Origin of the sequence: Dietzia sp. B32 (genome assembly GCF_024732245.1) — a bacterium.
In the GTDB taxonomy this organism is placed as follows: domain Bacteria; phylum Actinomycetota; class Actinomycetes; order Mycobacteriales; family Mycobacteriaceae; genus Dietzia.
The window spans coordinates 2,876,282-2,901,438 of the sequence record NZ_CP093845.1; the positions used below are offsets into that span (position 1 = coordinate 2,876,282).

The window sequence follows — 25,157 nt, forward strand, 5'->3', positions numbered from 1 at the left end:
CGTCAGGCTCCGTGTCCGTGGTCGTGGCCGCCTGCGGCGTCGTCGTGGTGGTGGTGCCCGCTCGACCAGGGTTCGGCGACGAGGTGCTGGGTGTCGCCCACCACGACGATCTGCCCGCGCACCCGCAGCACCTCGACGGGGGAGGAGTACAGGTCGGACATCACCTCGGTGGTGAACACCTCGTCCGGGGTGCCGATGCGGTGCCGTCCGTCCACCAGGTAGACGATCCGGTCGACCATCGGCAGCACCGGGTTGATCTCGTGGGTGACGAACACGACCGCGGTGTCGTGCTCGCGGCGCCGGTGGTCGAGCACCGAGGCGACGGTGCGCTGGCCGGTGAGGTCCAGGCTGAGCAGCGGTTCGTCGCAGAGCATGACGCACGGGTCGCACGCGATGGCCTGGGCGACCCGCACGCGTTGCTGTTCACCACCGGACATCCGGCCGAGCGGAGTGTCGGCGAGCCTGCCGGCCTCGAGCCTGGCCAGGGCGTCGTCGACGATGCGCCGCTTGCCGGTGTGTCGGGACGGCCATCCGGGGCCCCAGCGGGTGCCGTCGATCCCCAGGGACACGAGGTCCCGTCCGCGCAGGGTGATGCCGGGGTCGAATGCGCGCTGTTGCGGCACGTAGCCGAGGTGGGTGCCGCGATCGCCGGGCGCGCGGCCGTCGACGAGGACCGTGCCGGAATCGGGACGATGTTCGCCGAGCAGCACCTTGAGCAGGGTGGTCTTGCCGGCGCCGTTGGGTCCGAGCACGGCCACGAACTCGCCGGGGGCGATCTCCAGGTCGAGGTCGCGGATGAGGGTACGACCGCCGCGGGACACCGTCACGCCCTGCAGTGAGACGACCGGGCCGGGGCCGGGGGTGCCGCGGACGTGGCCCGCCCCGGGTTCAGTGGCCACCGTCGCCGACCGGGGTGGCGTCGGCCAGTGCGCCGGAGACGTCGTCGACGATCCCGGTCATCCAGCCGATGTAGTCGGAGCCCTCGGGGAGGGTTTCGGTGAGGTCGACGACGACGAGGTCGGCGTCCTCCGCCGCGCCGCGGACGCGGGCTGTCACGGAGGTCTCGGTCTGGGCGTTGAAGGCCAGGAACGCGACCCGTTGCTCGGCCATCAGGTCGAGCATGGCGGCGAAGTCGGCGGCGGACGGGTCGGTGTCGTCCTCGACGGAGGCGAGGAACCCGCGCGGCGTGAGGTCGGTCAGGTGCGCGGCCTCGAACAGGTGCGCGCCGACCCGCTCGGTCTGGGCGTAGGGGAAGTGTCCGCGGTCGTGGATCTCGTCGAGCCGGTCCTCGAGCGGTGTCAGCGCGTCGGCGAAGGCGCGGGCGTTGTCGCGGTACTGCTCGGCGTTCTCGGAGTCGAGCGTGGCCAGTTCCTCGGCCACCCGCTCGGCCACGGCCGCGGCGGTGGGCAGGCTGAACCACACGTGCTCGTTGCCGCCGTCCTCGTGGGCGTGCCCGCTGTGATCGTCGGCGGGCTCGGCCTCGTCGTGGCCGTCCGCACCGTGGCCGTCGTCGCTGTGGGTGTCGTCGCCGTGGGCGTGCCCGCTGTGATCGCCGGCGGGCTCGCCGGTGACCCTCTGGAACTCGTCGACCGCCCGCACCACGGGGACGTCCCCGGCGTTGCCCAGGGCGAGGTCGACGAAGCCGTCGTAGCCCGCGCCGTTGTAGACGACCAGGTCGGCGCCCGCGACCGCGGCGGCGTCGGCGGGGCTGGCCTCGTAGGAGTGAGGGTCGGCGGCCGGGTCCGAGATCACTGACTCCACCGTGGCGTTGTCGCCGGCGACCTGCTCGGCGATGTCGGCGTAGACGGTCGTCGAGGCCACGATGCTGGGGCTGTCCGTCGCCGCGCCGGCATCGCCGTCCGTGCCGCAGGCGGTGAGCGCGCCGCCGCCCAGGAGGGCGGCGGCGGCGAGGGCCAGCGCGCGGGGTGTGCGGGCGCTGGGTGTGCGGGCGTGGGGTGAGGACGACGTCACGAGCATCACTCTCGTAGTAATGGGAACCGTTGTCGTTAAGTGTAGAGCCGCGCCGCCGCCGGTGTGTGCATCCGGGGGTGTCAGGCCCGCAGTCGGGCGAGCGTGTCCAGCAGGTCGACGACGGCGGGGATGTCCGCGACCCGGTACGCGGCGGCCGTCTCCCCCTCACCGACCTTGACGCCCACGTCCTCCGGGCGGAGGCGGGCGAAGCCGCGCTCGTCGGTCACGTCGTCGCCGATGAACAGCGCCACCTCGGCCCCGGTCCGCTCGACCATCGTCTCGATGGCCGCCCCCTTGCTGGCCTCCCGCACGGCGATCTCCACGACGTTCTTGCCCTCGGTGACGAACACCCCGTCGAGCGCGGCGGGTCCGGCCATCGCCTCGGCCTGCGCGCGTTCGCGCTCCGCGGGGTCGGCCACCGGCCGGACGTGGAGGACGGCGGCCGTCGGTTTGGTCTCGACGTGCGCCCCGGGGGTGCGGGAGGCGATCTCCTCGAGGGCGGACCGCACCCGCGAGAGCAGCGCCACCTCGTCGTCGTCGAGGGGGGAGTCGAACCCGCCCTCCCACTCCGAGCCGTGGCTGCCCACCAGGACCACCGGCGCGCCGGCCCCGCTCACCTCGGCCAGTGCCGCGCGGTTGCGGCCGGACAGTAGCGCCACGGTCGTCCGGGGCAGCCGGGCCAGGCGCGCCAGCGCGGCGGTGGCGCCGGGGGCGGGCACGGCTCTGGTGGGGTCGTCGACGAACGGGGCGAGTGTGCCGTCGTAGTCGCACGCGACGACGAGGGTGGGGGCGTCGGCGGCGCGGCGCAGGGCCTCGGCCAGGTCGGGGGAGGGGGCGGCGGACGCGGCGTCGGAGCTCATGGCCCCAGCGTAGGAGTCGGAGCCGGGGACGGTGGGGCTCCCGGCCGGATCGGAGCCGCCCGCCGAGGTCGCTTGACGCGCGGGTGCCCGGCTGTAGGATTGTCGACAATCCGACGGAGGGTGAACGTATGACGACATCGATGAGCGCCCTGCAGCTGGCCGAGGCGTTCCGCAGCGGGGCCGTCTCGCCGGTCGACGCGGCCCGCGACGCACTCGGGGCGATCGAGCGGGTCGACGGCGGGATCAACGCCTTCTGCCACCTCGACCCCGAAGCGACCCTGGCGGCCGCACGCGAGGCCGAGGGCAGGTACCGCGACGGCGAACCGCTCAGCCCGATCGATGGCGTACCGACCTCGATCAAGGACATCTTCTACACCCGGGGGGTGCCCACCCTGCGGGGCTCTCGCCTGCTGGCGGACAAGGCCGACGCGGCCGACCCCGCCGCCTGGCCCGACGACGCCCCCGTCACCGCCGCCACCCTGGAGGCGGGGTGCGTGGTGATCGGCAAGACCACCACGCCCGAGTTCGCGTGGAAGGGCGTCACCGACAACACCCTCACCGGCATCACCCGCAACCCCCACGACCCGTCACTGACCCCCGGCGGTTCCAGCGGCGGGGCCGCGGCCGCGGTGGCGGCGGGCCTGGGTCAACTCGCACTGGGCACCGACGGCGGCGGATCAGTCCGGATCCCCGCCGCGTTCTGTGGGATCGTCGCGCTCAAACCCACCTACGGCGTCATCCCGATGTTCCCCTCGAGCCCCTTCGGCACCCTCGCCCACGCCGGTCCCATGACCCGTACCGTCGCCGACACCGCGGCCTTCATGGACGCCCTACTTCGCCCGGACCCGCGGGACTGGTCCGCCGTCCCCGCCCGGGCCACCACGCCCGGTCCCGGCGGCTACCTGGCCTCGGCCGCCGAGGGCGTGCGCGGCGACCGTCCGCTGGAGGGCCTGCGGGTCGCCTACAGCGCCACCCTAGGATTCGGGAGCAACGACGCCGACGTCGAGCGGGAGGTCACCCGCGCGGTGGGCCTTCTGGGGGCGCTCGGTGCCCACGTGGACGCCGTGGACCCGCCTGTGAGCGACCCCATCGACGCCTTCCACGTCCTGTGGTTCGCCGGGTTGGCGGCGGTGCTGGCCCCGCACGGACCGTCGGCGATCGACCGCGTGGATCCGAGGATGCGTGAGGCGCTCGGCCGCTACCACGACTATTCGGCCGCCGACTACCTCGACGCCGTGGCCGTGCGCATGGCGCTGGGCGCGACCATGGCCGACTTCCATCAGGACTACGACCTATTGGTCACGCCCACCACCCCGATCCCGGCTTTCGCCGCGGGTTCGGATGTGCCGCCCGGCTGGCACAGCCCCGATTGGACCTCGTGGACGCCGTACACCTACCCGTTCAACATGACGCAGCAACCGGCGCTGAGCATCCCCTGCGGGATCAGCGACGCCGGACTCCCGGTGGGGCTCCAGCTGGTCGGCGCACGGTTCGAAGACCGGCTGGCCATCCGGGCCGGCGCGGCGCTGGAGGCCGCACTGGGGTCCGCGCCGGGCGCCGCGTCGGGCGGGGTCGTCCCCGTCCCCCGGCTCCACGCCGACGCGTCGGGGGGCGACCGACCGTGACCGCCCTCGATCCGCCCGGCGGCCTCGGGCCCGTCGTGCAGGAGTCGACTCCCGCGCTCATCGCGCGGACCCTCCGCCGTGCCATCTCCGACGGGACGTTCGCGCCGGGCACGCAGCTGGGGGAGGCGGCGCTCGCCCGGTCGCTCGGTGTGAGCCGCGGGCCGCTGCGCGAGGCCATGCAGCGGCTCACCCAGGAGGGGCTGCTGGTCTCGCACCGCAACCGCGGCCTGTTCGTCGCCGACCTCACGGCCGACGCGGTGCGGGACATGTACCTGCTGCGCACGACAGTCGAGACGGCGGCGCTGGACAGGGTCTTCGAGTCCGGGTGGGCCGCCGGGACCGCCGACGCGCTCGACGCCGCCGTCGACGCGATGGCCGCCCTCTACGACGAACCCCGCTCCGCGGCGATGGTCGCGGCGGACCTGGACTTCCACCACGCCCTCGTCGAATCGGCCCGCAGCCCCCGGCTCTCGCGCGTCCACGAGACCGTTCTGGTCGAGACGAGCATGTGCCTACACGCCATGCGGAGCACGTATTCGGACGCGGAGTCCAGACTCGCCGAACACCGGGCGATCGCCGACGCGGTACGCGCCGTGGACCCCTCCCGGGCCCGGTCGCTGCTGGTCGACCACATGCGGGACGGGCACGCGCGGGTCCGGGCGGCCGGAGGTGACAGCTGAGCGCTCCATAACGGGCCGGTCACGCTTTGGTCCGTTAGCCACCAGCCGGTGAGGACACGGTCCTACGGTGCAAAGACCGTTAACTTCGGCCCACGAGAGGCACCGATGAGTACGAACATCTCACGACGTCAACTGTTCCGCGGCGCACTGGCACTGGGCGGGATGGTCGCGGTCGGCGGCTCCCTGACCGCCTGCTCCACCACCGAGCCCGGCGGGTCCGAGGCCGGCGGCGGAGGACTGCTCGAGCGGGCCAGGCAACAGGGCCTGCGCATCGCCATCGGCAACGAACCCCCCTACACCGAACTCGCGGCGGACGGCACCGTCACCGGGTGTGAGCCGGACGTCCTGCGCGCGGTGTGCCAGCGGATGGGAATCGAGAAGGTCGAGGGCATCGTCTCGGGCTACGACGCGATGATCCCGGGCCTCAAGGCCAACCGCTGGGACGCCATCGCCGCCGGACTGTTCATGAAGCAGTCCCGCTGCCGCGAGGTCATCTACGCGTCCCCGGTCATCGTCTCCACGGAGTCGTTCGGCGTCCGCCCGGGCAATCCCAAGGACGTGACGACGATCGCCGACGTGAAGGACCGCGATGACCTGCGGGTGGGCGTGGTCCCCGGCGGGTTCGAACAGGGGATCCTGGAGACCGCCGGTGTCGACCCGGCCCGGATCGTCAACGTCACCGACGCCCGCGGCGGTGCGGACGCGCTGGCCGCCGACCGGATCGACGCCTTCCTGCTCCCCACCCTGTCGCTGCGGGAACTGGACGGAGTGGAGGTCACCGACCCCATCGAGGACGCGCCCAGCACGGGCTCGTCGGCGGCCTTCCGGCCCGACGACCAGGACTTCCTCGACGCCTACAACGTCGAGCTCGAGGCATTCAAGGCCGAGCCGGAGTTCGCCGAGATCCTCGAGAAGTGGGGCTTCGATCCGACCGTCGTGGACGGGGTGACCACCGAGGAACTCTGCGCGGTCGACGGCTGACCAGAACCGATGGATGCCATAGCGGACTACCTCCCGCTGATCCGCCAGGGCTTCGTCACCACGGTCCAGGTGACGATCCTGGGCGCGGTGCTCGCGCTGGTCGTGGCCTTCGCCCTGGGATTGGCCCGGCTGTCCACCCATCGCTGGCTGCGCTGGCCGGCGGCGTGCATCGTGGAGTTCCTGCGCGGCACGTCGCTGGTCGTCCAGTTGTTCTGGCTGTTCTTCGCCCTACCGTTCTTCGGGCTCCAACTCACCGCCCTGTTCGCGGGGGTGCTGGCGTTGGGGCTGAACGAGGGGGCCTACGCCTCGGAGGTCGTCCGCGGATCGATCGCGTCCCGGCCCAGGGGACAGACCGAGGCCGCCATCGCGCTCAACATGACACCGGCGATGCGGATGCGCCGGATCCTCCTGCCGCAGTCGATCCCGGCGATGCTGCCGCCGATGGGCAACGTCATGGTCGACCTGCTCAAGAACAGTTCCCTGGTCTCGCTCGTCACCGTGGCGGACCTGACGTTCAACGCCGGGCTCATCCGGTCCTCCACCGGCGAGACCGCCCTCATCTACGGGATCATCCTCGTCCTGTACTTCCTGCTCTCGCTGGTGATCTCCGCGATCGTCGCGCTGCTCGAGCGGCGGTTCTCGCCGACCCGTGAACGACGGCCGCTGCTCACCGCCCTCACCGGCCGGATGCAGGGGGTGAGCTGATGATCTGGGACAACGCCTTCGCGATCAGCATCCTCCCGGATCTGCTGCGCGGCCTCGTCACGACCGTGCAGATCACGGTCGCCGGCATGGCGATCGCCGCCGTCCTGGGCCTGGCCGTGGCCGTGTTCCGGTACCTGCGGATCCCGGTGCTCTCACAGATCCTCGGGTTCCTCGTCTACTTCGTCCGGGGCACGCCGCTGCTGGTGCAGGCGTTCTTCGTGTTCTACGTGCTCCCCGAGTACGGCATCGCCATGAGTGCCCTGGTCACCGGCATCATCGTGATCGGCGTGAACTACAGCGCCTACACGGCCGAGGTGTACCGGTCCGGCATCGAGGGCATCCCGGTGGGCCAGTGGGAGGCCTCGACCGCGCTCAACCTGCCCCGTGGCCGCACGTGGATCCGGATCGTGCTGCCCCAGGCCGTGCGCCGGGTCGTGCCGTTGCTCGGCAACTACCTCATCCAGATGTTCAAGGACTCGGCGATCCTGTCCGCGATCACCGTCTACGAGTTGATGTCTGTGGCCAAGGCGATCGGCCAGTCCGAGTTCCGCTACATCGAGCCCTTCACCATCGCGGCACTGCTGTTCCTCATCGTCAGCGTCCCGTGCACCCTCGTTCTGCGTCGATTGGAGACCCGCTATGGCACCGTCCACTGAGCTCGGAACGCCCGGGGAACCGATGGTCCGTTTCGAGAGGGTGAGCAAGAACTGGGGCGACAACCACGTCCTGCGAGAGCTCGACTTCTCCGTGAACAAGGGGGACAAGATCTCGATCATCGGCCCGTCGGGTTCAGGCAAGACCACCATCCTGCGCGTGCTGATGACCCTCGAGCACCCGACCTCCGGCCGCGTGCTGGTCGAGGGGGACGAGTTGTGGAACACGGACGACGCCCGCAAGCGTCCTCGTGAGACCAGGCGGATGCGGCAGATCCGCAGTCGGATCGGCATGGTCTTCCAGCAGTTCAACCTGTTCCCGCACATGACCGCGCTGGAGAACGTCATGGAGGCCCCCGTGCACGTCCTGGGGAAGGACAAGGGGACCGCCAGGCGGGAGGCGGAGGAACTGCTCGGGCTGGTGGGCCTGGCCGAGCACTCGTTCAAGAAGCCACCCCAGCTCTCCGGCGGCCAGCAGCAGCGCGTCGCGATCGCCCGGGCGATGGCGACCAAGCCGGACATCATGCTGTTCGACGAGCCCACCTCGGCCCTCGACCCGGAACTGGTCGGGGAGGTGCTCAAGGTCATCAGGGATCTGGCGAACGACTCCTCCATGACCATGCTCATGGTGACCCACGAGATGAACTTCGCCCGCGAGATCTCCGATCTGGTCGTGATGTTCGACCAGGGGGTCGCGGTGGAGGTGGCGCCGCCCGACCGGCTCTTCGACGCCCCGGAGAACGAGCGGACGAAGCGTTTCCTCGGCGCGGTGCTCGGCTACTGACCGGTCAGCGGATGGGCTCCAGGCCGTTCGTCAGGGCCCACGCCACGGCCTGCGCCCGTGTCGTCACGCCGATCTTGCGATACGCGTCGCGGATGTAGGACTTCACGGTGTTGATCGACAGGTAGCAGGCCAGGGCGATCTCCTCGTTGGACCGGCCGTGCGAGATCAGCGCGAGCATCTCCGCCTCCCGCGGGGACAGGCCGGCGTCGCCGGCAGGCCACGGGGAAGCGGGCCCGGAGTCCCCGTCGCCACCGATCACGGTGACGCACTCACCGGCCGCGATCCGCTCGATCCCGGTGACGAACGCGTCCCCGACCAGAGACTTGGAGAGGAATCCCCGGGCCCCGGCCGCCAACGCCTCGTCGACGGCCCGTGGATCGGTGATGAACGAGTAGACCGCCACCGCGCCGATCTGGGGGTCACGGGTCAACTCGGCGCACCGCTCCTTCCACCCGGGTCCGGAACCGAAGGTGTCGAACAGGGCGACGTCGACCGGCGTGGCCGCGTTGACGGCATCGGGACTCGGCACGACGAGCACCCGGTCGGCGTAGGGGCCCAGAAGGGCCTCCACGCCGGCGACGACCAGCGAGTAGTCGTTGACGACCGAGACACGGACCTGCATGAGAAAACCTTAGCAACAGAACCCATCCCACCCCGGGGGGTGTGCCGAATCACTCCCGGATTGTCAGAAGCTGGAACGGACGGTGGGGGGAAGATGCGACACAGCGTGATGACCAAGACCGACGAGCACTGGGCATGGGCCGACTCCGGGATGTGCCGAGAGATTCCTGACCTGTTCTACAACTCGGAGGACGAGGCCAAGTCGACGCGGCGCCGCAAGGAGGCCGCCGCCAAGGAACTCTGCGGGAAGTGCCCCGTGATCGACGCCTGCCTCCGGCACGCCATGGCCCAGCGCGAGCTGTACGGCGTGTGGGGTGGCCTGACCGAGGCCGAGCGGCACCGCCGCGCCGGCCGCGTCCGCACCGGCTAGACCTCACCGCCCGGTCTCAGCGCACGGGGATCGCGACCAGCTTGGTCTCGACGAACTCCTCGATCCCGCTGAGCCCGCCCTCGCGTCCCAGCCCGGACTGTTTGATGCCACCGAACGGGGCGGCGGGGTTGGACACGATCCCGGTGTTGATCCCCACCATCCCGGCCTGCAGCCGTTCGGACATGGTCATCGCGCGGTCGAGGTTCTCGGTCATCACGTAGGAGACCAGCCCGAACTCGGTGTCGTTGGCCATCTCCACCGCCTCGTCGTCGGAGTCGAAGGGGATCAGGGCGGCCACGGGGCCGAAGATCTCGGTCGACATCAACTCGGCGTCCGGGGTGACGCCGGTGAGCACGGTGGGCGGGTAGAAGTAGCCTGGTCCGTCGACCCGAGAGCCCCCGACCAGCACCTCGGCGCCGCGCTCCACGGCGTCGTCGACCAGGCCGACGACCTTGTCGACGGCCTTCTCCTCGACCAGCGGCCCCACGTCGGTGCCCTCGACGGCGCCGTCGCCCACGGTGAGGGCGGACATCCTCTCCGTCAAGCGCCGACCGAACTCGTCCAGCACCGAGCGGTGCACGAGGATCCGGTTGGCCGACGTGCAGGCCTCGCCCATGTTGCGCATCTTTGCGGCCATGGCAGCGGCGACCGCGGTGTCCATGTCCGCGTCGGAGCACACGATGAACGGTGCGTTCCCCCCGAGCTCCATGGAGGTGCGCAGCACACCACGCGCGCACTGCTCGAGGAGTGTGCGGCCGACCTCGGTGGATCCGGTGAAGGAGAGTTTGCGGGCGATCCCGGAGTCGATCCACGGTTCCACCACCCCGCCAGCGTCGGTCGTGCAGACCACGTTGAGCACGCCGTCCGGCAGGCCGGCCTCGCGCAGGAGGTCCACCACGTACAGCGAGGTCAGCGGCGTGAGATTGGCGGGCTTGAACACCATCGTGCAGCCGGCGGCGATGGCGGGTCCAATCTTGCGGGTGGCCATGGCCAGTGGGAAGTTCCACGGGGTGATGAGGATGCAGGGCCCGACCGGCTCGTGGGTGACCATGAGGCGGGTCTTGCCGTCGGGTGAGCGGCGGGCGTCACCGCGGATGCGGCAGGCCTCCTCGGAGAACCAGCGGAAGAACTCGGCACCGTAGGTCACCTCGCCGCGCGCCTCGGCCAGCGGCTTGCCCATCTCCGTGGTCATGAGCAGCGCCACCTCGTCGGCGCGCTCGACGATCAGCTCGTAGGCCCTGCGCAGGATCTCGGCCCGCTCGCGGGCGGGGACGGCCGCCCACGACGACTGCGTGCGGCCCGCGGCCTCGATCGCCGCGGTGGCCTCCATGGCCCCGCCGTCGGCGAGGGTCGCGATCACCTCACCGGTGGCGGGGTTGACCACGTCGAAGGTGGCGCCGGAGGCGGCGTCGCGCCAGGCCCCGTCGACGTGGACGCCGGTGCCGAGGGAGTCGATGATGTCGGCTGCGGAGCGGGTCATGTTGGCCTCCTGGTGGGACGGGGGTCGGGGTCGAGCAGTTCGAACAGGTGGTGGCCGGTGCGGCCGGGTCCGGTGGTGGGGTCGACGGCGCCGAGGTGATCGACCTGGGTGGCGCACGAGAAGCCGTCGGTGAGGACGGGGGCGTCGGTGTCGGCGCGCAGGGCGGGCGCGAGCGCGAGTTCGGCCACGGCCGCGGTGACGGACTCGTGGCCCGCGGTGAATCCGAAGTCGCCGGCCACGCCGCAGCAGCCGGTCGCCTCGCGGACCGATCCCACGCCGAGCGCGGTGAGCGTCGCGCGTTGGACGCGGTTGCCGAAGGTCGCGTACTCGTGGCAGTGGGTCTGCACGGTGACGCGGTCCGGGGGCGCTCCACCGGACCACGCCGGCGCGCGGCCCTCGGCGGCGAGCCGGCCCAGGTGGTCGGCCGCGGACCTGACGCGGGCGGCGACGCGGCGGGCGGCGTCCGCGTCGGGGGTGTCGGCGAGCAGGCGGGGGAGGTCCTCGCGGAGGGTGGCGGCGCAGGAGGGTTCGACGACGACAACGGGGACCTCCTGCCCACCCGGCCCGCGGATCGCGTCGAGGCGGCGCGCGGTCGAGGTCATGGTGCGGCGCGCGGCGTCGAGTCGGCCGGTCGTGACATGGGTCAACCCGCAGCACTGGTCGGCCGTGCAGGCCACGGAGGTGTGCGCGCCGCCCAGGACGCGGGCGGCGGCGCCGGCGACCGCGGGGCGCAGGCCGCGGGTGAACGAATCGAGGAACAGCACGACGTCCGCGGAGGTGCGCCCCGGTCCGCGCACGGTCCACACGCTGTCCGGGACCCTGGCGAGCTCCTCCCGCAGCTGTCGTGCGGACGCGAAGCGCGGCAGGGTGCGGTCGGTGCTCAGCCCGCCCAGCCGCGCCGCGGTCCGACCGGCGCGGGTGCCCAGCAGCGCGTTGATCGGCCCGGCCGCGCGGACGGTCCCACGCAGCCACAGCGGCAGCAGGCCGAGGGAGTAGTGCGCCATCGGCCGCGGTCGACGCCGGTAGCGACTGTGCAGTGCCTCGGATTTGAAGGTGGCCATGTCGACACCGGTGGGGCAGTCCGAGGAACACGCCTTGCACGCCAGGCACAGCTCGAGTGACTCCTCCACGGCCGGGGCGTCGATCGGCAGGGTCCCGCGGACCACCTCCTGCAGGACGCGGGACCGGCCGCGGGTGGAGTCCTTCTCGTCCCCGGTGGCGCGGAAGGACGGGCACATCACACCGCCGGAGGTGGTGCGGCAGCGGCCGACGCCGATGCAGGCCTGCACCGGGTGTGCGCCGTCGGGGGAGACGGCGGTGCCGAGGAGGTCGCGGCCGCGGTGGCCGGGCCCGGTGGGGGAGATGTCCGCGAGTGCGAGGTCGGCGTCGAACGGACGGGTGCCGGTGAGCCCGCCGGGTGCGAGCAGCCCCGCGGGGTCCCAGATGCGGGCGAAGCGGTCGAAGGCGCCGATCATCTCGGGCGAGTACATCACCGGCAACAGCTCGGAGCGTGCGCGGCCGTCGCCGTGCTCGCCGGACAGCGATCCGCCGTGCCGCACGACGAGGTGGGCGGCGTCGGTGCAGAACGCCCGCATGACGGCCCGGCCGGCGTCCGAGCGCAGGTCGAAGCTGATGCGGATGTGCATACAGCCCGCGCCGAAGTGCCCGTACATGACGCCCGTGAGCTGGTGCCGGGCCAGCAGGTCGCGGAACTCGGCCAGGTAGTCGGCCAACCGATCGGGCGGTACCGCCGAGTCCTCCCACCCGGGCCAGGACTCTGTGGTGACGCCGGTGACGGGGTCGGTCAGCCGCGAGCTCAGCCCGGCGCCGTCCTCGCGCACCCGCCACAGGTCGGCGCGGGCCACCGGATCGGTCACGACGAGCACCTCGAGGGCGTGGCCGTCCCGTGTCAGCTCCTCGGCCAGTTCGGCCACCCGGGCGTCGAGCCCACGACCGCCGGCGCCGGCCTCATCGTCGTCGTCGCTCCCGTCGTCGTCGAGTTCCACGAACAGCCACGCGTGTCCGCGCGGCAGCTCGGCGACCGAGTCCGCGCCGCGGCGCTGCCGCATGGTCTCCACGATGACCTCGTCGATGCCCTCTACGGCCGTAGGGCGGTAGCGCAGGATCGCGGGGACGTCCCGCGCGGCGTCCACCACATCGGCGTATCCGACCACTGCCAGGCCGGTGCGCACGGAGCGGGGGGCGGCCCGCATCGTGGCCGCGGTGACGACGGCGCACGTGCCCTCGGAGCCGACGAGCGCGCGGGCCACGTCGAGCCCCTCCTCGGGGAGTAGATGTCGCAGGTGGTAGCCGGACACCTGGCGGGGGATGCGTCCGAGTTCGGTGCGGATCGCCGCGAGGTGGTCGGCGGCCAGGTCCCGCAGGTGCGTGGTGAGGTGCTCGGCGCGGGCGGTGGCGGCCGGGTCGGCCGGATCGGTGGCCTCGACGCCGGTGCGCGTGGCGGTGAGGCGCAGACCGTCGGCGGTGACGATCCGCAGTGCCTCGACGTGGTCGGCGGTCCGGCCGTGGCGCACCGAGTGATTGCCGCAGGCGTCGTTGCCGATCGCGCCGCCCAGGCAGGCCCGGGACTGGCTCGACGGGTCCGGTGCGAAGGTCAGGCGGTCGCCGGTCGCGGTGTGGACGGCGGCGCGCAGGGCCGTGAGCACGATCCCGGCCTCGGCGGTGACGGTCCCCGCGGCCTCGTCCACGGCGAGCACCCGGGTCATGTGCCGGGACAGGTCGAGCACCAGCCCGGACCCGATCGCGTTGCCGGCCATCGACGTGCCGCCGCCGCGGGCGGTCGCGGGCACCCCGAGCCGGTGACACACGGCCAGGGCAGCGGCGACCTCGGCCTCCGACCGCGGGAACAGCACGGCGGCCGGCTCGACGCGGTAGTTGGAGGCGTCGTAGGAGTACTCCGCGATGCGACGGGCGTCGGCCTCGGGCGCCAGGCCCGCGTCCCGGAGTGCCCCCACCAGCGCCTCGGCTGTCCCCGTCCGCCCGGGGGCGGCGGGTGCGGCGCCGGAACTCACGCCGCCCCGTCGCACACCCGGTGCACGGCGCGGGCGAAACGCTCGACGCCGGTGTCGACCTCGTCGGCGGTCACCACCAGGGCGGGGATGAGGCGCACCACGGACCCGGTCGGGCCGCAGGTGAGGGTGAGCAGGTCCTCGTCGACGCACGCCTGCTGTACCGCTCCGGCCAGGCGGGCGGCCTCGCGTGCCCCGGCGCTGCCGGCGGGTGCGCGGGCGTCGCCGAACTCCACGCCCAGCATGAGCCCGGTCCCGCGGATGTCGCAGATCTCGCTCACGTCGCCGAGGGTACGCCGGAGCCCGTCGAGAAGCTGGGTTCCGCGGGCGGCGGCGTTGTCCACCAGACCCTCGCGCTCGACCACGCCGAGGGTCGCCACGCCGGCCGCCGCGGCGACCGCGTTGCCGCCGTAGGTCCCGCCCTGCGAGCCGGGCCAGGCCTTGGCCATGAGCCCCGAGGGCGCGGCGATCGCGGAGATGGGGAAGCCCGAGGCGATGCCCTTGGCCGTGATGATGATGTCCGGCACCAGCCCGTCGGTGTGCTGGTGGCCCCAGAACCGGCCGGTGCGCCCGATGCCGGCCTGGACCTCGTCGAGGACCAGGAGGGCACCTGCCGCGTCGGCCCGCTCGCGCAGGCCCTGAAGGTAGCGCGGGGGAGTGGCCATGTAGCCGCCGTCGCCCAGCACGGGTTCGATGAGGAAGGCCGCGATCTCGCGGGCGTCGACGCGGGTGGCCATGAGGTAGTCCAGCTCGGCCAGGGCGAAGTCCACGGCGTCGTCGGTGGTCCACCCGTGCCGCAGGGCGTGCGGGAACGGGGTCATCACCACGCCGCCCATCAGCGGGGAGAAGCCGGCGGAGAACCGGGTCCCGGCGGTGGTGAGGCTGGCCGCTGCGACGGTGCGACCGTGGAAGCCACCCTGGACGGTGACGATGTTCGGCCGACCCGTGGCCATCCGCGCCAACCGCACGGCGGCCTCGACCGCCTCGGAGCCGGAGTTGGCGTAGAAGACCGAGTCGATCCCGGCGGGCAGGTGCTCGCCGAGCTTCTCGGTGAGCTCGAGCAGCGGCTGGTGCATGACGGTCGTGTACTGGGCGTGGATGATCTTCCCGCACTGCTCGCGTGCCGCGGCGACCACGTCGGGGTGGCAGTGGCCGGTGCTGGTCACGCCGATGCCGGTCGTGAAGTCCAGGTAGTCGCGGCCGTCGGTGCCGTGGATCCACGAGCCGAGCGCGTGGTCCACCACGACGGGCGTGGCCTGCTTGAGATGGGGCGACAGGTGCGCGGTCATGGTGCCAGTGTGTGGCGCACCCCGGCAGATTGTCAACAATCCGACGATCCTGGTTTCCGGGAGGGTCGGCGCGTTACGGTGGGGCCATGACGCAGCCGCACCGTGACCCGGACAACCGCGACCCGGGCGCCCGGCCGACCGTCGTCCTCCTCACCGCGGACGGCGTGGAGCCGCCCACCACCCTCGCGCGGATCCGCGAGCTCGCCGAGGTCCGGGAGTGCACCGCGGACACGCTCGCCGACGCGCTCCCCGGGGCCGAGATCCTGTTGGTGTGGGACATCTTCTCCGACGCCCTGGCCGCCGCCTGGCACGCCGCCGACGCGCTGCGCTGGGTGCACGTGGCCGCCGCCGGGGTCGACAAACTGCTGTTCGACGAGCTGCGCGAGTCGGAGGTGCTGGTCACCAACGCCCGCGGAGTGTTCGATGGGCCCATCGCCGAGTACGTCCTGGCCTGCGTCCTCGCCCACGACAAACGGCTGCACGAGACCGAGACGCTGCAGCGCGCGGGCCGGTGGCACCACCGCGAGACCACCCGGGTGGCCGGCCGGCGGGCCCTCGTGGTGGGCACCGGCGGGATCGGACGGGCCACCGCGCGTCTGCTGCGGGCGGTCGGGCTCGACGTCAGCGGGGCGGGACGTCGACCACGCGACGACGACGAGGACTTCGGTCGCGTCCTGGATTCCGCGAGCCTGGTAGAGCATCTGGGCGACGTGGACCACCTCGTCATGGTGGCGCCGCTGACCGACGCCACCCGGGGGATGCTCGGCCCCGCGGAACTGGCAGCCCTTCCCGACGGCGCCCACGTGGTGAACGTCGGTCGCGGGGAACTCGTCGATCAGGACGCCCTGGTGCGCGAGATCGGGACGGGCAGACTCTCGGCGCATCTGGACGTCCTCGTCGTCGAACCCCTCCCGGACGGCGACCCGCTCTGGACCCTCGAGGGCGCGCACATCAGTCCCCACATGTCCGGCGACGTGGTGGGGTGGCGGGACACCCTCTCCGGGCAGTTCCTCGACCACCTGCGCACCTGGACGGGCGGCGGGACCCCCGGCCCGAGTGTGGACAAGAGTCGAGGATACGTCAGCGGCTGAGTGGTTGTCCGCGGTCGCGGACGCGGATACGGTCGGCGCCGCGAGGGGCGGCACCCCTCGCTTTCCCGAGTCAGCCGGGGTTGTCAGGCTGAGGAGAGAAAGGAATCGTCGTGACCATTGCCCTAGATGACTACCGGACCCGCGTGAGCGGGCGACCCGAGATCGTCGAGCGCCGGGACCCCGCCGCGTGGGGAGACGTCTCGGATCCCGAGGTCGAGCAGTTCGCCGAGCGCGGGTACATCCAGCGCGAGGGCGCCCTGGACGAACGGCGGATCGATGCCTGTCTGGCCGAGATCGACCGCATCGGATCGGATCCGCAGATGGCCGGAGACCCCCGGATCATCCGCGAGTCCGGCAGTGAGGCCGTCCGCTCCATCTTCGACGTCCACGCCCTGAGCGACGTGGTGTGGGAGGCGGTCGAGCAGTCCGGCGCGATCGAGCTGGCCCGGGAGATCCTCGGGTCGGACGTCTACGTCCACCAGAGCCGGCTCAACTACAAGCCGGGTTTCGCCGGCGGCGCGTTCTACTGGCACTCGGACTTCGAGACCTGGCACGCCGAGGACGGTATGCCCCGGCCGCGGGCCTGCAGCGCGTCGCTCGCGCTGACGCCCAACGAGACCTACAACGGCCCGCTGATGATCATGCCGGGCACGCACAAGTACTACGTGCAGTGCGCGGGTGAGACGCCGGAGGACTACTACAAGGAATCGCTCGTCACCACGGCGCCGAAGATCGGCGTGCCGTCCGAGGAGCACATCGCCGAGATGTACGAGCGTCACGGACTCGACGTGCTCACCGGCGGGGCGGGCTCGATGACGATGTTCGACTGCAACGCCCTGCACGCCTCGGGCGGCAACATCACACCGCTCCCGCGGGCGAACGTGTTCATCGTCTTCAACAGCGTCGAGAACGAGCTGACCGCGCCGTTCGCGGGCACCCCGCCGCGGCCGGACTTCCTCGCGCGCCGTCCCTGAACCCGGCACCGTCCCTGAAGCCGGCAGCGGGGCCACCCGTCAGGTGGGGTCCAGGCCCACCTCACGGGCGGCGTCGGTGAAGGCCTCCACGAACGCCCGGAGCGGTCGCCGGCGCGCATCGCGTCGGCGGTAGGTGATCGCCACCGTCCTCGACAGGCCCTCGGTCAGCGGGAGCGCCTCCACGTCCGACGGGAACGTGCTCAGGCCCAGGTCGGAGGCCAGCGTCACACCGAGTCCCGCCGCGACCAGGGCCAACGCCGTGGACTGCTCGCCGGCCTCGTGCCGGACGTCGGGGTCGAAGCCCGCCTCGCGGCACGCGATCCGCACCGCTCGGCCGAAGTGCGAACGCGGGTGGGCGAGCACCCAGGGGGCCGCCGCGAGGTCGCTCAGGGACACGGTCTCGGAGTCCACCGAGCCGCGGGGCACCACCGCGTGCAGCGACTCCCGCGCGATCGGCACCCGCACCAGGTCGGGGACGTCCGCCATCGCGTAGCTGGAGTAGTCCAGGACGAACGACAGGTCGAGCGATCCGTCCCGGACCGCGCCGGTCGTGTCCTCCGGGGCGAGCTCCCGGGTCCGCACCACGATTCCCGGGTGGTCCCGGGACAGGATCCGGATCCCGGTGGGCAGCAGCGTGGACGCCACCGACGCCCACACCCCGGCCGTGAGTGTCGTGCCGACGCCCGCGCGGGCCGACTCCATCGCGTGGCCGGCGTCCTCCACGGCGGTGAGGATCGTCCGCGCGTGCCCGGCCAACACGAGCCCCGCCTCGGTCAGGGCGAGCCCGCGGCCCCGCTTCTCGAACAAGGGGGTCCCGGCCTCGCGTTCGAGCAGCGAGAGCTGCTGGGACACGGCCGAGACGGTGTAGCCCAGAGCGGCCGCGACCGCGGTGACGGTGCCCCGGCGCTCCAGCTCGTGGAGCAGCCGCAGTCGGTGCAGTGACGGCTCCATGCCCCGAGCGTAGGAGGGTGCGGGCGCACCGTGCAGGAAAAGTGAACGGTCGGGTCCACCAAGTCTCGCTGGACCCCGGGGGGGACGGCTCCCATGCTGGAGACACCCCCGCCGGACCAGCCGGCGGACGAGGTCGCCGAGGAGGCGAGCACCATGACGTCCATCGAGATCCCGGGCACCACCGGCCACACCGGAACGGTCCCCCAGGCCGTGCCCGCCGCACACCCCGCACCCCCCGCCCCCGCGGCGCCGGGGGCGGGTACCCGATCGAACCGCGAGCCCTATCTGCGGCTCCACTGGGAGGACGACGAGACCGCGGCACGCGGATACCTCGTGGTCGACACCCTCGTCGGTGGCCTGGCCACCGGAGGCACCCGCATGCGCGCCGGGTGCACCCTCCGCGAGGTCGAGGACCTCGCCCGTGGCATGACCAGGAAGACGGCGGCGTTCGACCTGCCCGTCGGCGGGGCCAAGGGCGGCATCGACTTCGATCCCAAGGACCCCCGGGCGGTGGACGTACTGGGCCGGTTCTGCGAGGCCATGCGGCCGTTCCTCGACCGGCACTGGGTCACCGCGGAGGACCTGGGCGTACCGCAGCACCTGATCGACGAGGTGTTCTCGCGACTGGGGATGCGGCAGTCCTACCATGCGGCGATCGAACGGTCGGCCGACCCCGCCGCCACCGCCGACAGGATCCTTCGTGGGTTGAACGCCGAGGTCCCGGGCGGGTTGCTGGGAGATGTGATCGGTGGATACGGGGTCGCGCAGGCCTGCCTGGCGGCGGCGTACGTCCGCGGGTGGGACACGGAACGCACCTCGGTGGCCGTCCAGGGCGTGGGCACGATGGGCGGCGGCGCCGCGTGGTACCTGCACGAGGCGGGGATGCGCGTGGTCGCGCTGGCCGACGCCGCCGGCGCCCTCTACGACCCGGCGGGGCTCGACGTCCCGGCGCTGTTGGCGACCCGCGACCGGTTCGGGGAGATCGACCGCTCGGCCGTCCCCGCCCGCGTGCAACTGCTCGACCGGGACCGGATCCTCGGCATGGACGTCGACGTCCTCGTGCCGGCCGCGGTCTCGTACGCGATCACCGCCGACAACTGCGGCGAGGTCACGGCACCGATCGTGGTCGAGGCCGCCAACGCCGCCACCACGGCCGACGCGGAACTCGACCTCACGGCCCGTGGGATCGCGGTGCTGCCGGACTTCATCGCCAACGCCGGGGCGGTCGCCTGGGCGTGGTGGCTGATCCTCGGAGAGGTCGACGAGCAGCCCGAGAGTTCGTTCCTGCGTCTGGGCCGGGAGATGACCGCCAAGGTCGCGGACCTGCTCACCGACTGGACCCCGTCCGACGGGCCACTGCGGTGGTCGGCCGACGTCTCCGGCACGGTCCGCACGGTGCCGCCGGTCGTCGTGCCCTGACCGCCCCTACGCAACCGCCCGGGCCCGTCGCCCCTCGACATGGCGTCTCGCGTGCCCCGATGGGCAGGCGAGACGCCATCTACGGGAGCGGCGGCCGTCTTGGCGGTCAGGCGCGGGAGCGGGACGCCAGCCGCGGGAGCGGTTGCGGTGCCGATCTGGGCGGGCGGTCAGTCGGTGTCGGGCTCCCCGGCCGGTGCGCCGGGGTCGGAGCCGTGGCCGTTGCCGATCGCGGAGTGCATCCGCGCCCGGCGGGGGGAGTCGTCGCTGCCGAGCAGCAGATCGATGGTCAGGCCGAGCCGGGTGGCGACCTCGGCGGCCGACGACCTGCGGGTCAGCCACGACACGAGGTTCGACATCCACACGTCGGAGACGACCCGGGCGATGGAGAGCTGTACCTCGTCCGGCGTGCCCTGGGCCATGGCCCGCGCGAGGATCCGGTCCATGTAGAAGCCGACCTCCTCGACCTCGGTGGCCACGGACGCGTCGGCGAACATGAACGCCCGCGTCATCGCCTCGGTGAGGTTGGGGTCGCGTTGCATGGACTTGGTGATCATCTCCACCACGACCTTCATCCGCTCCTGCGCGGTGTCGCCGGGCGGGGCCGACCGCTCGGTGCGCTGGTCGAGTCGGCGGAACTCGCGGGCCAGCGCGGACACCAGCAGGTGGACCTTCGACGGGAAGTACCGGTAGAGGGTTCCCACCGCGACCTCCGCCTTCTCGGCGACGGCGCGCATCTGCACCGCCTCGTACCCGCCCTTGGCGGCCAGGGCCAGCGTGGCGTCCAGGATCCGCCGCCGGCGCTCCCGTTGCGACGACGTGGTGGGTTCGTCGCTCCGGGGGACGGGATCCGACGCGGCGGCGGAACCGGACTCGGCTGAGCTCTTGGTCATGGAAGCGAACCTTCTGCGCTGGTCGGAGCGGAACCGCGGGACTCTCCGGCGGTCTGGTGCGGGACCCGGGTGTGCGTGGAGGTCCCTGCTGGTGCATTCTAGAACACGTTACTTAGAACACGTTCTACTATGGCGTGGAGTGCGCGGGTCAGCGGGTCCGCGCCGGGTATGCACCCCGCCCGAGTCGAGGAGCCCAGCAGTGAGTATCGCCACCACCCCGGACCAGACCGAGATCCAGAACTCGATCAAGGCCTGGGCCAAATCCGCCGATCCCGTGGCCACCGTACGCGCTCAGGAAGATGATCCGGAAGCCTGGAAGGCGTTGTGGCCACAGCTCGCCGAGCTCGGGTTGTTCGGCGTCGCGATCGCCGAGGAGCACGGCGGGGCCGGAGCCGAGATCGTGGACCTCGCCTGCATGCTCGAGGAGGCCGCGGCGAAGATGGTGCCCGGCCCGGTGCTGTCCACCGCGCTGACCGGCGTGTTGGTCTCCCGCGCGGGCGGTGCCCTCGCCCGGTCGCTGGGGGAGACCCTCGCGGAGGGCGGGCTGCCGGTGGGCGTGTGCCTGGGCATCGGCACCGCGACCCTGGACGGGTCGGGTGCGGTCACGGGCGACCCCGGGGTCGCCTACGGCGGCACCCCCGGTGGTGGGTTGCTGCTGCCCGTCGAGATCGACGGCGTCACCCGATGGGCGCTGCTCGACGCGGACACGCCAGGGCTCAACGTCACCCCGGCGACCCCGTACGACATCTCGGCGTCGATCGGCCACGTCAGCCTGCAGGACGTGACGATCCCCGCCGACCGCGTCCTCGAGGGCGTCACCACCGAGCACGTCCACCAGTTGTTCGTCACCCTGGCCGCCGCCGAGGCCGCGGGCGTCGCCGACTACACGCTCGCCACCGCGGTCGACTACGCCAAGATCCGCGAGCAGTTCGGCCGGACCATCGGCTCGTTCCAGTCCATCAAGCACCTCGCCGCCGACATGCTCTGCCGCACCGAGCAGGTCCGCGCCCTGGCGTGGGACGCCGCCGCGGCCGCCGAGGACCTGCTCGCCGCGGACTCGGAGCTGCCCGTTGCCGCGTCGGTGGCCGGAGCCCTGGCCTTCGACAACTCCGTGCGCAACTCCCAGGACTGCATCCAGATCCTCGGCGGGATCGGCTTCACCTTCGAGCACGACGCCCACTTCTACATGCGGAGGGCGGGCGCGCTCCGCCAGGCGATCGGCGGATCGGCCCGGTGGCGGCGCTCGCTGGCCGAGCTCACCCTGGCCGGCAAGCGTCGCCACCTCGACATCGACCTGTCGGAGATCGAGGGCCTCGACGCCAAGCGGGAGGACATCCGCGCGTTGGTGGCGAAGGTCGCGGCGGTCGAGGGCGATGAGCGCAAGCGGGCCCTCGCCGACACGGGCCTGTTCATGCCCCACCTGCCGGAGCCGTGGGGCCTCGGCGCGAGCCCGGCCGTGCAGCTCCTCATCGACGAGGAGCTCGAGGCGGCCGGCGTGCCCCGCCACGACATCACCATCGGTGGCTGGGCGGTGCCGACCATCCTCCAGGCGGCCCCCGAGCACGCCGACCTGCTCGTGCGCGACACCATGGCCGGAAAGATCAGGTGGTGCCAGCTGTTCTCCGAGCCCGGCGCCGGCTCCGACCTGGCCGCCCTGCGCACCACCGCCGAGAAGGTCGACGGCGGCTGGAAGCTCAACGGACAGAAGGTGTGGACCTCCCTGGCCCGCGAGGCCGACTGGGCGATGTGCCTGGCCCGGACGGACAAGGACGCCCCCAAGCACAAGGGCATCACGTACTTCCTCGTGGACATGCGCTCCGAGGGCATCCGCACCCGGCCCCTGCGCGAGATCACCGGCGAGGCGCTGTTCAACGAGGTGTACCTCGAGGATCTCTTCGTCCCCGACGAGTTCCAGGTGGGCACCGTCAACGACGGGTGGAAGATCGCCCGCACCACCCTGGCCAACGAGCGCGTGGCCATGGGCGGAGGCTCGTCGCTCGGCGACGCGGCGGAGGAGATCATCGGGCTGATCAACGCCGCAGGTGTGGCCGACGACGCCCTCGTGCTGGACGAGTTCGGCAAGCACGTCGCCGACGGCGTCGTCGGCAACCTGCTCGACCTGCGCACCGCACTGCGCAGCCTCGCCGGCTCGGGCCCGGGCGCCGAGTCCTCGGTCCGCAAGATCGTGGGCGTGCGCCACCGCCAGGACATCGCCGAGTTCGGCCTGCAGCTCACCGGCACCGGCGGCGTCGAGTTCACCGAGCAGGGCCGCAAGTTCCTCATGGTGCGTTGCCTGTCGATCGCCGGCGGCACCGAGCAGGTCCTGCTCAACGTGGTGGGCGAGCGCATCCTCGGCCTGCCCCGCGACTGACCCCGCACGACCCGGCCCGCCCCCTACCGACCGAACAGGACTGATCCCCCGTGGACTTCACCCGTACCGAGACCCAGGCCGCCGTCGCCGAGGCGGTCGCCGGCGCACTCTCGACGGCCGCCCCCGCCGAGGAACTGCTCACCGCGCTGCCCAGCAGGAGCGTCGACGACGCCGGATACGACGAGCGGCTGTGGGCGGCGTTCGCCGAGTCGGGTCTGCTCTCCCTGGGCCTGCCCGCCGCGGTGGGGGGCGACGACCTCACGGCCGCCGACATCGCCGTGGTCCTCGAGGAGGTCGGCCGGGCCGGAGTGGTGATCCCGGCCCTGGAGACGCTCGGCCTGGGCGTGGCGCCGATCGTCGCGCTCGGCACGGCCGACCAGCAGGCCAGGCTGCTCGAGGGCATCGAGGACGGCCGCATCCTCACCGCCGCCGTCGCCGAGCCCGGCCGCCCACTGCCGCTCGACCCCACCGTGCGACTGGAGTCCGGGGCGATCACGGGGACCGCCACCTCGGTGCGGTACGCGGCCCAGGCCCGTTCGGTACTCGTGCCGGTGTCCACGTCCGAGGGTGCCGCCCTCGTCGTCGTCGCCCCCGACGCCCCGGGAGTCACCCTGACGCCCACCCTCGGCTCCCTGGGCGTGCCCGAGTACGCGATGCGGTTCGAGGCCACCCCGGTCGACGACGACGACGTGCTGCGCGGCTCGGGAGCGGAGCCCGTTCTCGAGGTGTTCCGACGTCTCGTCCTGTCCGCTTGTATCGCGCACGGTGACGGTCTCGTCGCCGGCGCGCTGGACATGACGGCCGGCTACCTCAAGGACCGCCACCAGTTCGGCAAGCCGTTGGGGTCGTTCCAGGCGGTCCAGCAGGAGCTCGCGGACGTGTACATCGTCTCGAAGACGCTGCACGTGATCGCGCAGTCCGTGTCCTGGCGGATCTCGGAGGGGCTCGCCGGCTCCGGCGACCGCTACGAGACCGACCCGACGATCGGTGCCTACTGGCTGGCGGCCGAGGGCCCCCGCGCGGTCCAGATCCTGCACCACCTGCACGGCGGGGTGGGCGTGGACGTCACCTACCCGATGTTCCGGTACTCCTCGGCCGTCAAGGACCTGGCGCGGTTCGTCGGCGGCGCGCAGCTGCACCTGGACGTCCTCGGTGCCGCGGTCGCCGCGGACCCGGTCGACGGCATCGATACAGGCGGTGCGGCCGCCACCGACGCCGACGCCGCCGCCTCGGGGGACGGGGCGTTCATCGACCTCACCCCGGAGCAGCGCGCGCTGCAGGCCGAGCTGCGCGAGTACTTCTCGACGCTCATCTCGCCCGAGGAGGCGGCGGACATCGCCACGACCCGCCACGGCGACACCTACGCGGAGATCATCAAGCGCATGGGCCGGGACGGCTGGCTGGGCGTGGGCTGGCCGACCGAGTTCGGCGGCAAGGGCTTCGGCCACATCGAGCAGGCGATCTTCACCAACGAGGCCACGCGCGCGGACGTGCCGCTGCCGTCGGTGACGCTGCAGACCGTGGGCCCGACCCTGCAGAAGTACGGCAGCGAGGCGCAGAAGGCGAAGTTCCTGCCCGGCATCCTCGACGGGTCGATCCACTTCGCGATCGGCTACTCCGAGCCCGACGCCGGCACCGACCTGGCCGCCCTGCGCACCACCGCCAAGCGCGACGAGGCCACGGGCGACTGGATCATCAACGGTCAGAAGATGTGGACCACCGGCGGCCACCACGCCGACTACATCTGGCTGGCCGCCCGCACCGGCACCCCGGACTCGCGGCACCGCGGGCTGACCATCTTCATCGTCGACACCACTGACCCCGGTTTCTCCTTCACGCCGATCATCACCTGCGACGGCGCGCACCACGTCAACGCCACCTACTACTCGGACGTGCGCGTGCCGGCCGACATGGTGGTCGGCGAGGTCGACGGCGGCTGGAAGATGCTCACCACGCAGCTCAACCACGAGCGCGTCATGCTCGCGCCGTCCGGTCGCCCGGGCGGGTACTACGACGAGCTGGCCGCCTGGGCCCGCGGCACCGGCCCGGACGGGGTCCGCCACCTGGACCGTCCCGAGGTGCGGCGCGGACTGGCGGAGATCTTCGCGGTCGTCCGGCTCAACGAGCTCCTCAACTGGCAGGTCTCCTCGACGGGCGACAACCCGTCGATGGGCGACTCCGCGGCCTCCAAGGTGTTCTCCACGGAGAAGATCCAGCACGTCGGCCGGATCGTCGAGGAGCTGCTCGGCCGCTTCGGCGACCCCACCGATCCCGACACCGCGGCGCTGCAGCGCTGGTTCGACATGATGAACAAGCGCAACGTCGTGATCACCTTCGGCGGCGGCGTCAACGAGGTCATGCGCGAGCTGACCTGCATGGGCGGCCTCGGCATGCCCCGCACCTCGCGCTGACC

Annotated in this window: 21 protein-coding genes and 1 pseudogene; 13 read left to right on the plus strand and 9 right to left on the minus strand. The window is 72.2% G+C overall.

Annotated features, from left to right (window positions below):
• Window positions 1–2: 2 nt before the first annotated feature.
• From L8M95_RS13620 to otsB, 3 genes are all read right to left on the minus strand, one after another.
• Window positions 3–899 (minus strand): metal ABC transporter ATP-binding protein, encoded by an 897-nt coding sequence (locus tag L8M95_RS13620; RefSeq protein ID WP_396118889.1) that lies wholly within the window; start codon window positions 897–899, stop codon window positions 3–5.
• Window positions 889–1,977 carry a metal ABC transporter solute-binding protein, Zn/Mn family gene (locus L8M95_RS13625; protein WP_260486650.1) on the minus strand — a complete coding sequence of 363 codons (1,089 nt, stop codon included), beginning with the start codon at window positions 1,975–1,977 and terminating at the stop codon, window positions 889–891. Before L8M95_RS13625 ends, L8M95_RS13620 begins: the two co-directional genes overlap by 11 nt.
• Before the next feature lie 74 nt (window positions 1,978–2,051).
• A complete protein-coding gene (gene otsB / locus L8M95_RS13630; protein ID WP_260486651.1) occupies window positions 2,052–2,831 on the minus strand; it encodes a trehalose-phosphatase in 780 nt (259 codons plus the stop codon).
• Window positions 2,832–2,959: 128 nt separating this feature from the next.
• On the opposite strand from otsB, the gene L8M95_RS13635 reads away from it, so the two are divergent.
• From L8M95_RS13635 to L8M95_RS13660, 6 genes are all read left to right on the plus strand, one after another.
• Complete coding sequence (locus L8M95_RS13635; RefSeq protein WP_260486652.1) at window positions 2,960–4,456, plus strand: amidase; 1,497 nt, start codon at window positions 2,960–2,962, stop codon at window positions 4,454–4,456.
• On the plus strand, window positions 4,453–5,136 hold the full coding sequence (locus L8M95_RS13640) for a GntR family transcriptional regulator (protein WP_260486653.1): 684 nt from the start codon (window positions 4,453–4,455) through the stop codon (window positions 5,134–5,136). The genes L8M95_RS13635 and L8M95_RS13640 overlap by 4 nt, the downstream gene beginning before the upstream one ends.
• 105 nt (window positions 5,137–5,241) lie before the next feature.
• Window positions 5,242–6,117 (plus strand): ectoine/hydroxyectoine ABC transporter substrate-binding protein EhuB, encoded by an 876-nt coding sequence (gene ehuB, locus L8M95_RS13645; protein WP_260486654.1) that lies wholly within the window; start codon window positions 5,242–5,244, stop codon window positions 6,115–6,117.
• A gap of 9 nt (window positions 6,118–6,126) precedes the next feature.
• The gene (gene ehuC, locus L8M95_RS13650) at window positions 6,127–6,822 is read left to right on the plus strand and encodes an ectoine/hydroxyectoine ABC transporter permease subunit EhuC (RefSeq protein ID WP_260486655.1); all 696 of its coding nucleotides are present in this window, start codon (window positions 6,127–6,129) and stop codon (window positions 6,820–6,822) included.
• Window positions 6,822–7,478, plus strand: a complete 657-nt coding sequence (gene ehuD / locus L8M95_RS13655; protein ID WP_260486656.1) for an ectoine/hydroxyectoine ABC transporter permease subunit EhuD — start codon at window positions 6,822–6,824, stop codon at window positions 7,476–7,478. The genes ehuC and ehuD overlap by 1 nt, the downstream gene beginning before the upstream one ends.
• 22 nt (window positions 7,479–7,500) lie before the next feature.
• Window positions 7,501–8,259: an amino acid ABC transporter ATP-binding protein gene (locus L8M95_RS13660; protein WP_260489263.1), complete on the plus strand. Its 759-nt coding sequence runs from the start codon at window positions 7,501–7,503 to the stop codon at window positions 8,257–8,259.
• Between the two features lie 4 nt (window positions 8,260–8,263).
• Here L8M95_RS13660 and L8M95_RS13665 read toward each other — a convergent pair whose 3' ends face one another.
• Complete coding sequence (locus L8M95_RS13665) at window positions 8,264–8,881, minus strand: response regulator transcription factor (RefSeq protein WP_260486657.1); 618 nt, start codon at window positions 8,879–8,881, stop codon at window positions 8,264–8,266.
• A gap of 93 nt (window positions 8,882–8,974) precedes the next feature.
• On the opposite strand from L8M95_RS13665, the gene L8M95_RS13670 reads away from it, so the two are divergent.
• A complete protein-coding gene (locus L8M95_RS13670; protein WP_260486658.1) occupies window positions 8,975–9,250 on the plus strand; it encodes a WhiB family transcriptional regulator in 276 nt (91 codons plus the stop codon).
• Between the two features lie 16 nt (window positions 9,251–9,266).
• Here L8M95_RS13670 and L8M95_RS13675 read toward each other — a convergent pair whose 3' ends face one another.
• From L8M95_RS13675 to L8M95_RS13685, 3 genes are read right to left on the minus strand one after another with little or no spacing between them, the layout of a single operon-like run.
• Complete coding sequence (locus L8M95_RS13675) at window positions 9,267–10,730, minus strand: NAD-dependent succinate-semialdehyde dehydrogenase (protein WP_260486659.1); 1,464 nt, start codon at window positions 10,728–10,730, stop codon at window positions 9,267–9,269.
• A complete protein-coding gene (locus L8M95_RS13680) occupies window positions 10,727–13,762 on the minus strand; it encodes an FAD-binding and (Fe-S)-binding domain-containing protein (protein WP_396118895.1) in 3,036 nt (1,011 codons plus the stop codon). The genes L8M95_RS13675 and L8M95_RS13680 overlap by 4 nt, the downstream gene beginning before the upstream one ends.
• Entirely contained in the window at window positions 13,759–15,048 is a 1,290-nt protein-coding gene (locus L8M95_RS13685; protein ID WP_260486660.1) for an aspartate aminotransferase family protein, read from the minus strand. Before L8M95_RS13685 ends, L8M95_RS13680 begins: the two co-directional genes overlap by 4 nt.
• A gap of 86 nt (window positions 15,049–15,134) precedes the next feature.
• Here L8M95_RS13685 and L8M95_RS13690 point away from each other — a divergent pair, with 86 nt between their 5' ends.
• Together L8M95_RS13690 and thpD are read left to right on the plus strand one after the other, a co-directional pair.
• Window positions 15,135–16,139: a D-2-hydroxyacid dehydrogenase gene (locus tag L8M95_RS13690; RefSeq protein ID WP_260486661.1), complete on the plus strand. Its 1,005-nt coding sequence runs from the start codon at window positions 15,135–15,137 to the stop codon at window positions 16,137–16,139.
• A gap of 110 nt (window positions 16,140–16,249) precedes the next feature.
• The gene (thpD, locus tag L8M95_RS13695; protein WP_260486662.1) at window positions 16,250–17,113 is read left to right on the plus strand and encodes an ectoine hydroxylase; all 864 of its coding nucleotides are present in this window, start codon (window positions 16,250–16,252) and stop codon (window positions 17,111–17,113) included.
• Window positions 17,114–17,152: 39 nt separating this feature from the next.
• On the opposite strand, the gene L8M95_RS13700 is transcribed toward thpD, so the two are convergent.
• Window positions 17,153–18,064: a LysR family transcriptional regulator gene (locus tag L8M95_RS13700; RefSeq protein WP_260486663.1), complete on the minus strand. Its 912-nt coding sequence runs from the start codon at window positions 18,062–18,064 to the stop codon at window positions 17,153–17,155.
• A 93-nt stretch (window positions 18,065–18,157) separates the two neighbouring features.
• On the opposite strand from L8M95_RS13700, the gene L8M95_RS13705 reads away from it, so the two are divergent.
• Window positions 18,158–19,483 carry a Glu/Leu/Phe/Val dehydrogenase dimerization domain-containing protein gene (locus tag L8M95_RS13705; protein WP_260486664.1) on the plus strand — a complete coding sequence of 442 codons (1,326 nt, stop codon included), beginning with the start codon at window positions 18,158–18,160 and terminating at the stop codon, window positions 19,481–19,483.
• A gap of 167 nt (window positions 19,484–19,650) precedes the next feature.
• On the opposite strand, the gene kstR is transcribed toward L8M95_RS13705, so the two are convergent.
• Complete coding sequence (kstR, locus tag L8M95_RS13710) at window positions 19,651–20,373, minus strand: cholesterol catabolism transcriptional regulator KstR (protein ID WP_260486665.1); 723 nt, start codon at window positions 20,371–20,373, stop codon at window positions 19,651–19,653.
• A 199-nt stretch (window positions 20,374–20,572) separates the two neighbouring features.
• Here kstR and L8M95_RS13715 point away from each other — a divergent pair, with 199 nt between their 5' ends.
• The 3 genes and pseudogenes from L8M95_RS13715 (at window position 20,573) to L8M95_RS17535 (ending at window position 25,155) form a co-directional block, all read left to right on the plus strand.
• Window positions 20,573–22,744 (plus strand): acyl-CoA dehydrogenase, encoded by a 2,172-nt coding sequence (locus L8M95_RS13715; RefSeq protein ID WP_260486666.1) that lies wholly within the window; start codon window positions 20,573–20,575, stop codon window positions 22,742–22,744.
• A gap of 50 nt (window positions 22,745–22,794) precedes the next feature.
• Window positions 22,795–23,889: pseudogene (locus L8M95_RS17530) on the plus strand (acyl-CoA dehydrogenase family protein); the annotation flags it as partial.
• A gap of 102 nt (window positions 23,890–23,991) precedes the next feature.
• The gene (locus L8M95_RS17535; protein WP_312027460.1) at window positions 23,992–25,155 is read left to right on the plus strand and encodes an acyl-CoA dehydrogenase family protein; all 1,164 of its coding nucleotides are present in this window, start codon (window positions 23,992–23,994) and stop codon (window positions 25,153–25,155) included.
• Window positions 25,156–25,157 lie beyond the last annotated feature (2 nt).

Excerpts from the sequence above, each read along its gene's own strand:
- L8M95_RS13705 (WP_260486664.1), top strand. The coding sequence starts at position 18,158 with ATGCTGGAGACACCCCCGCCGGACCAGCCGGCGGACGAGGTCGCCGAG.
- L8M95_RS13700 (WP_260486663.1), bottom strand. The coding sequence starts at position 18,064 with ATGGAGCCGTCACTGCACCGACTGCGGCTGCTCCACGAGCTGGAGCGC.
- L8M95_RS13635 (WP_260486652.1), top strand. The coding sequence starts at position 2,960 with ATGACGACATCGATGAGCGCCCTGCAGCTGGCCGAGGCGTTCCGCAGC.
- ehuC (WP_260486655.1), top strand. The coding sequence starts at position 6,127 with ATGGATGCCATAGCGGACTACCTCCCGCTGATCCGCCAGGGCTTCGTC.
- L8M95_RS13670 (WP_260486658.1), top strand. The coding sequence starts at position 8,975 with ATGCGACACAGCGTGATGACCAAGACCGACGAGCACTGGGCATGGGCC.
- ehuD (WP_260486656.1), top strand. The coding sequence starts at position 6,822 with ATGATCTGGGACAACGCCTTCGCGATCAGCATCCTCCCGGATCTGCTG.
- ehuB (WP_260486654.1), top strand. The coding sequence starts at position 5,242 with ATGAGTACGAACATCTCACGACGTCAACTGTTCCGCGGCGCACTGGCA.
- L8M95_RS13625 (WP_260486650.1), bottom strand. The coding sequence starts at position 1,977 with ATGCTCGTGACGTCGTCCTCACCCCACGCCCGCACACCCAGCGCCCGC.
- L8M95_RS13675 (WP_260486659.1), bottom strand. The coding sequence starts at position 10,730 with ATGACCCGCTCCGCAGCCGACATCATCGACTCCCTCGGCACCGGCGTC.
- L8M95_RS13665 (WP_260486657.1), bottom strand. The coding sequence starts at position 8,881 with ATGCAGGTCCGTGTCTCGGTCGTCAACGACTACTCGCTGGTCGTCGCC.
- kstR (WP_260486665.1), bottom strand. The coding sequence starts at position 20,373 with ATGACCAAGAGCTCAGCCGAGTCCGGTTCCGCCGCCGCGTCGGATCCC.
- L8M95_RS13660 (WP_260489263.1), top strand. The coding sequence starts at position 7,501 with ATGGTCCGTTTCGAGAGGGTGAGCAAGAACTGGGGCGACAACCACGTC.
- L8M95_RS13690 (WP_260486661.1), top strand. The coding sequence starts at position 15,135 with ATGACGCAGCCGCACCGTGACCCGGACAACCGCGACCCGGGCGCCCGG.
- L8M95_RS13685 (WP_260486660.1), bottom strand. The coding sequence starts at position 15,048 with ATGACCGCGCACCTGTCGCCCCATCTCAAGCAGGCCACGCCCGTCGTG.
- otsB (WP_260486651.1), bottom strand. The coding sequence starts at position 2,831 with ATGAGCTCCGACGCCGCGTCCGCCGCCCCCTCCCCCGACCTGGCCGAG.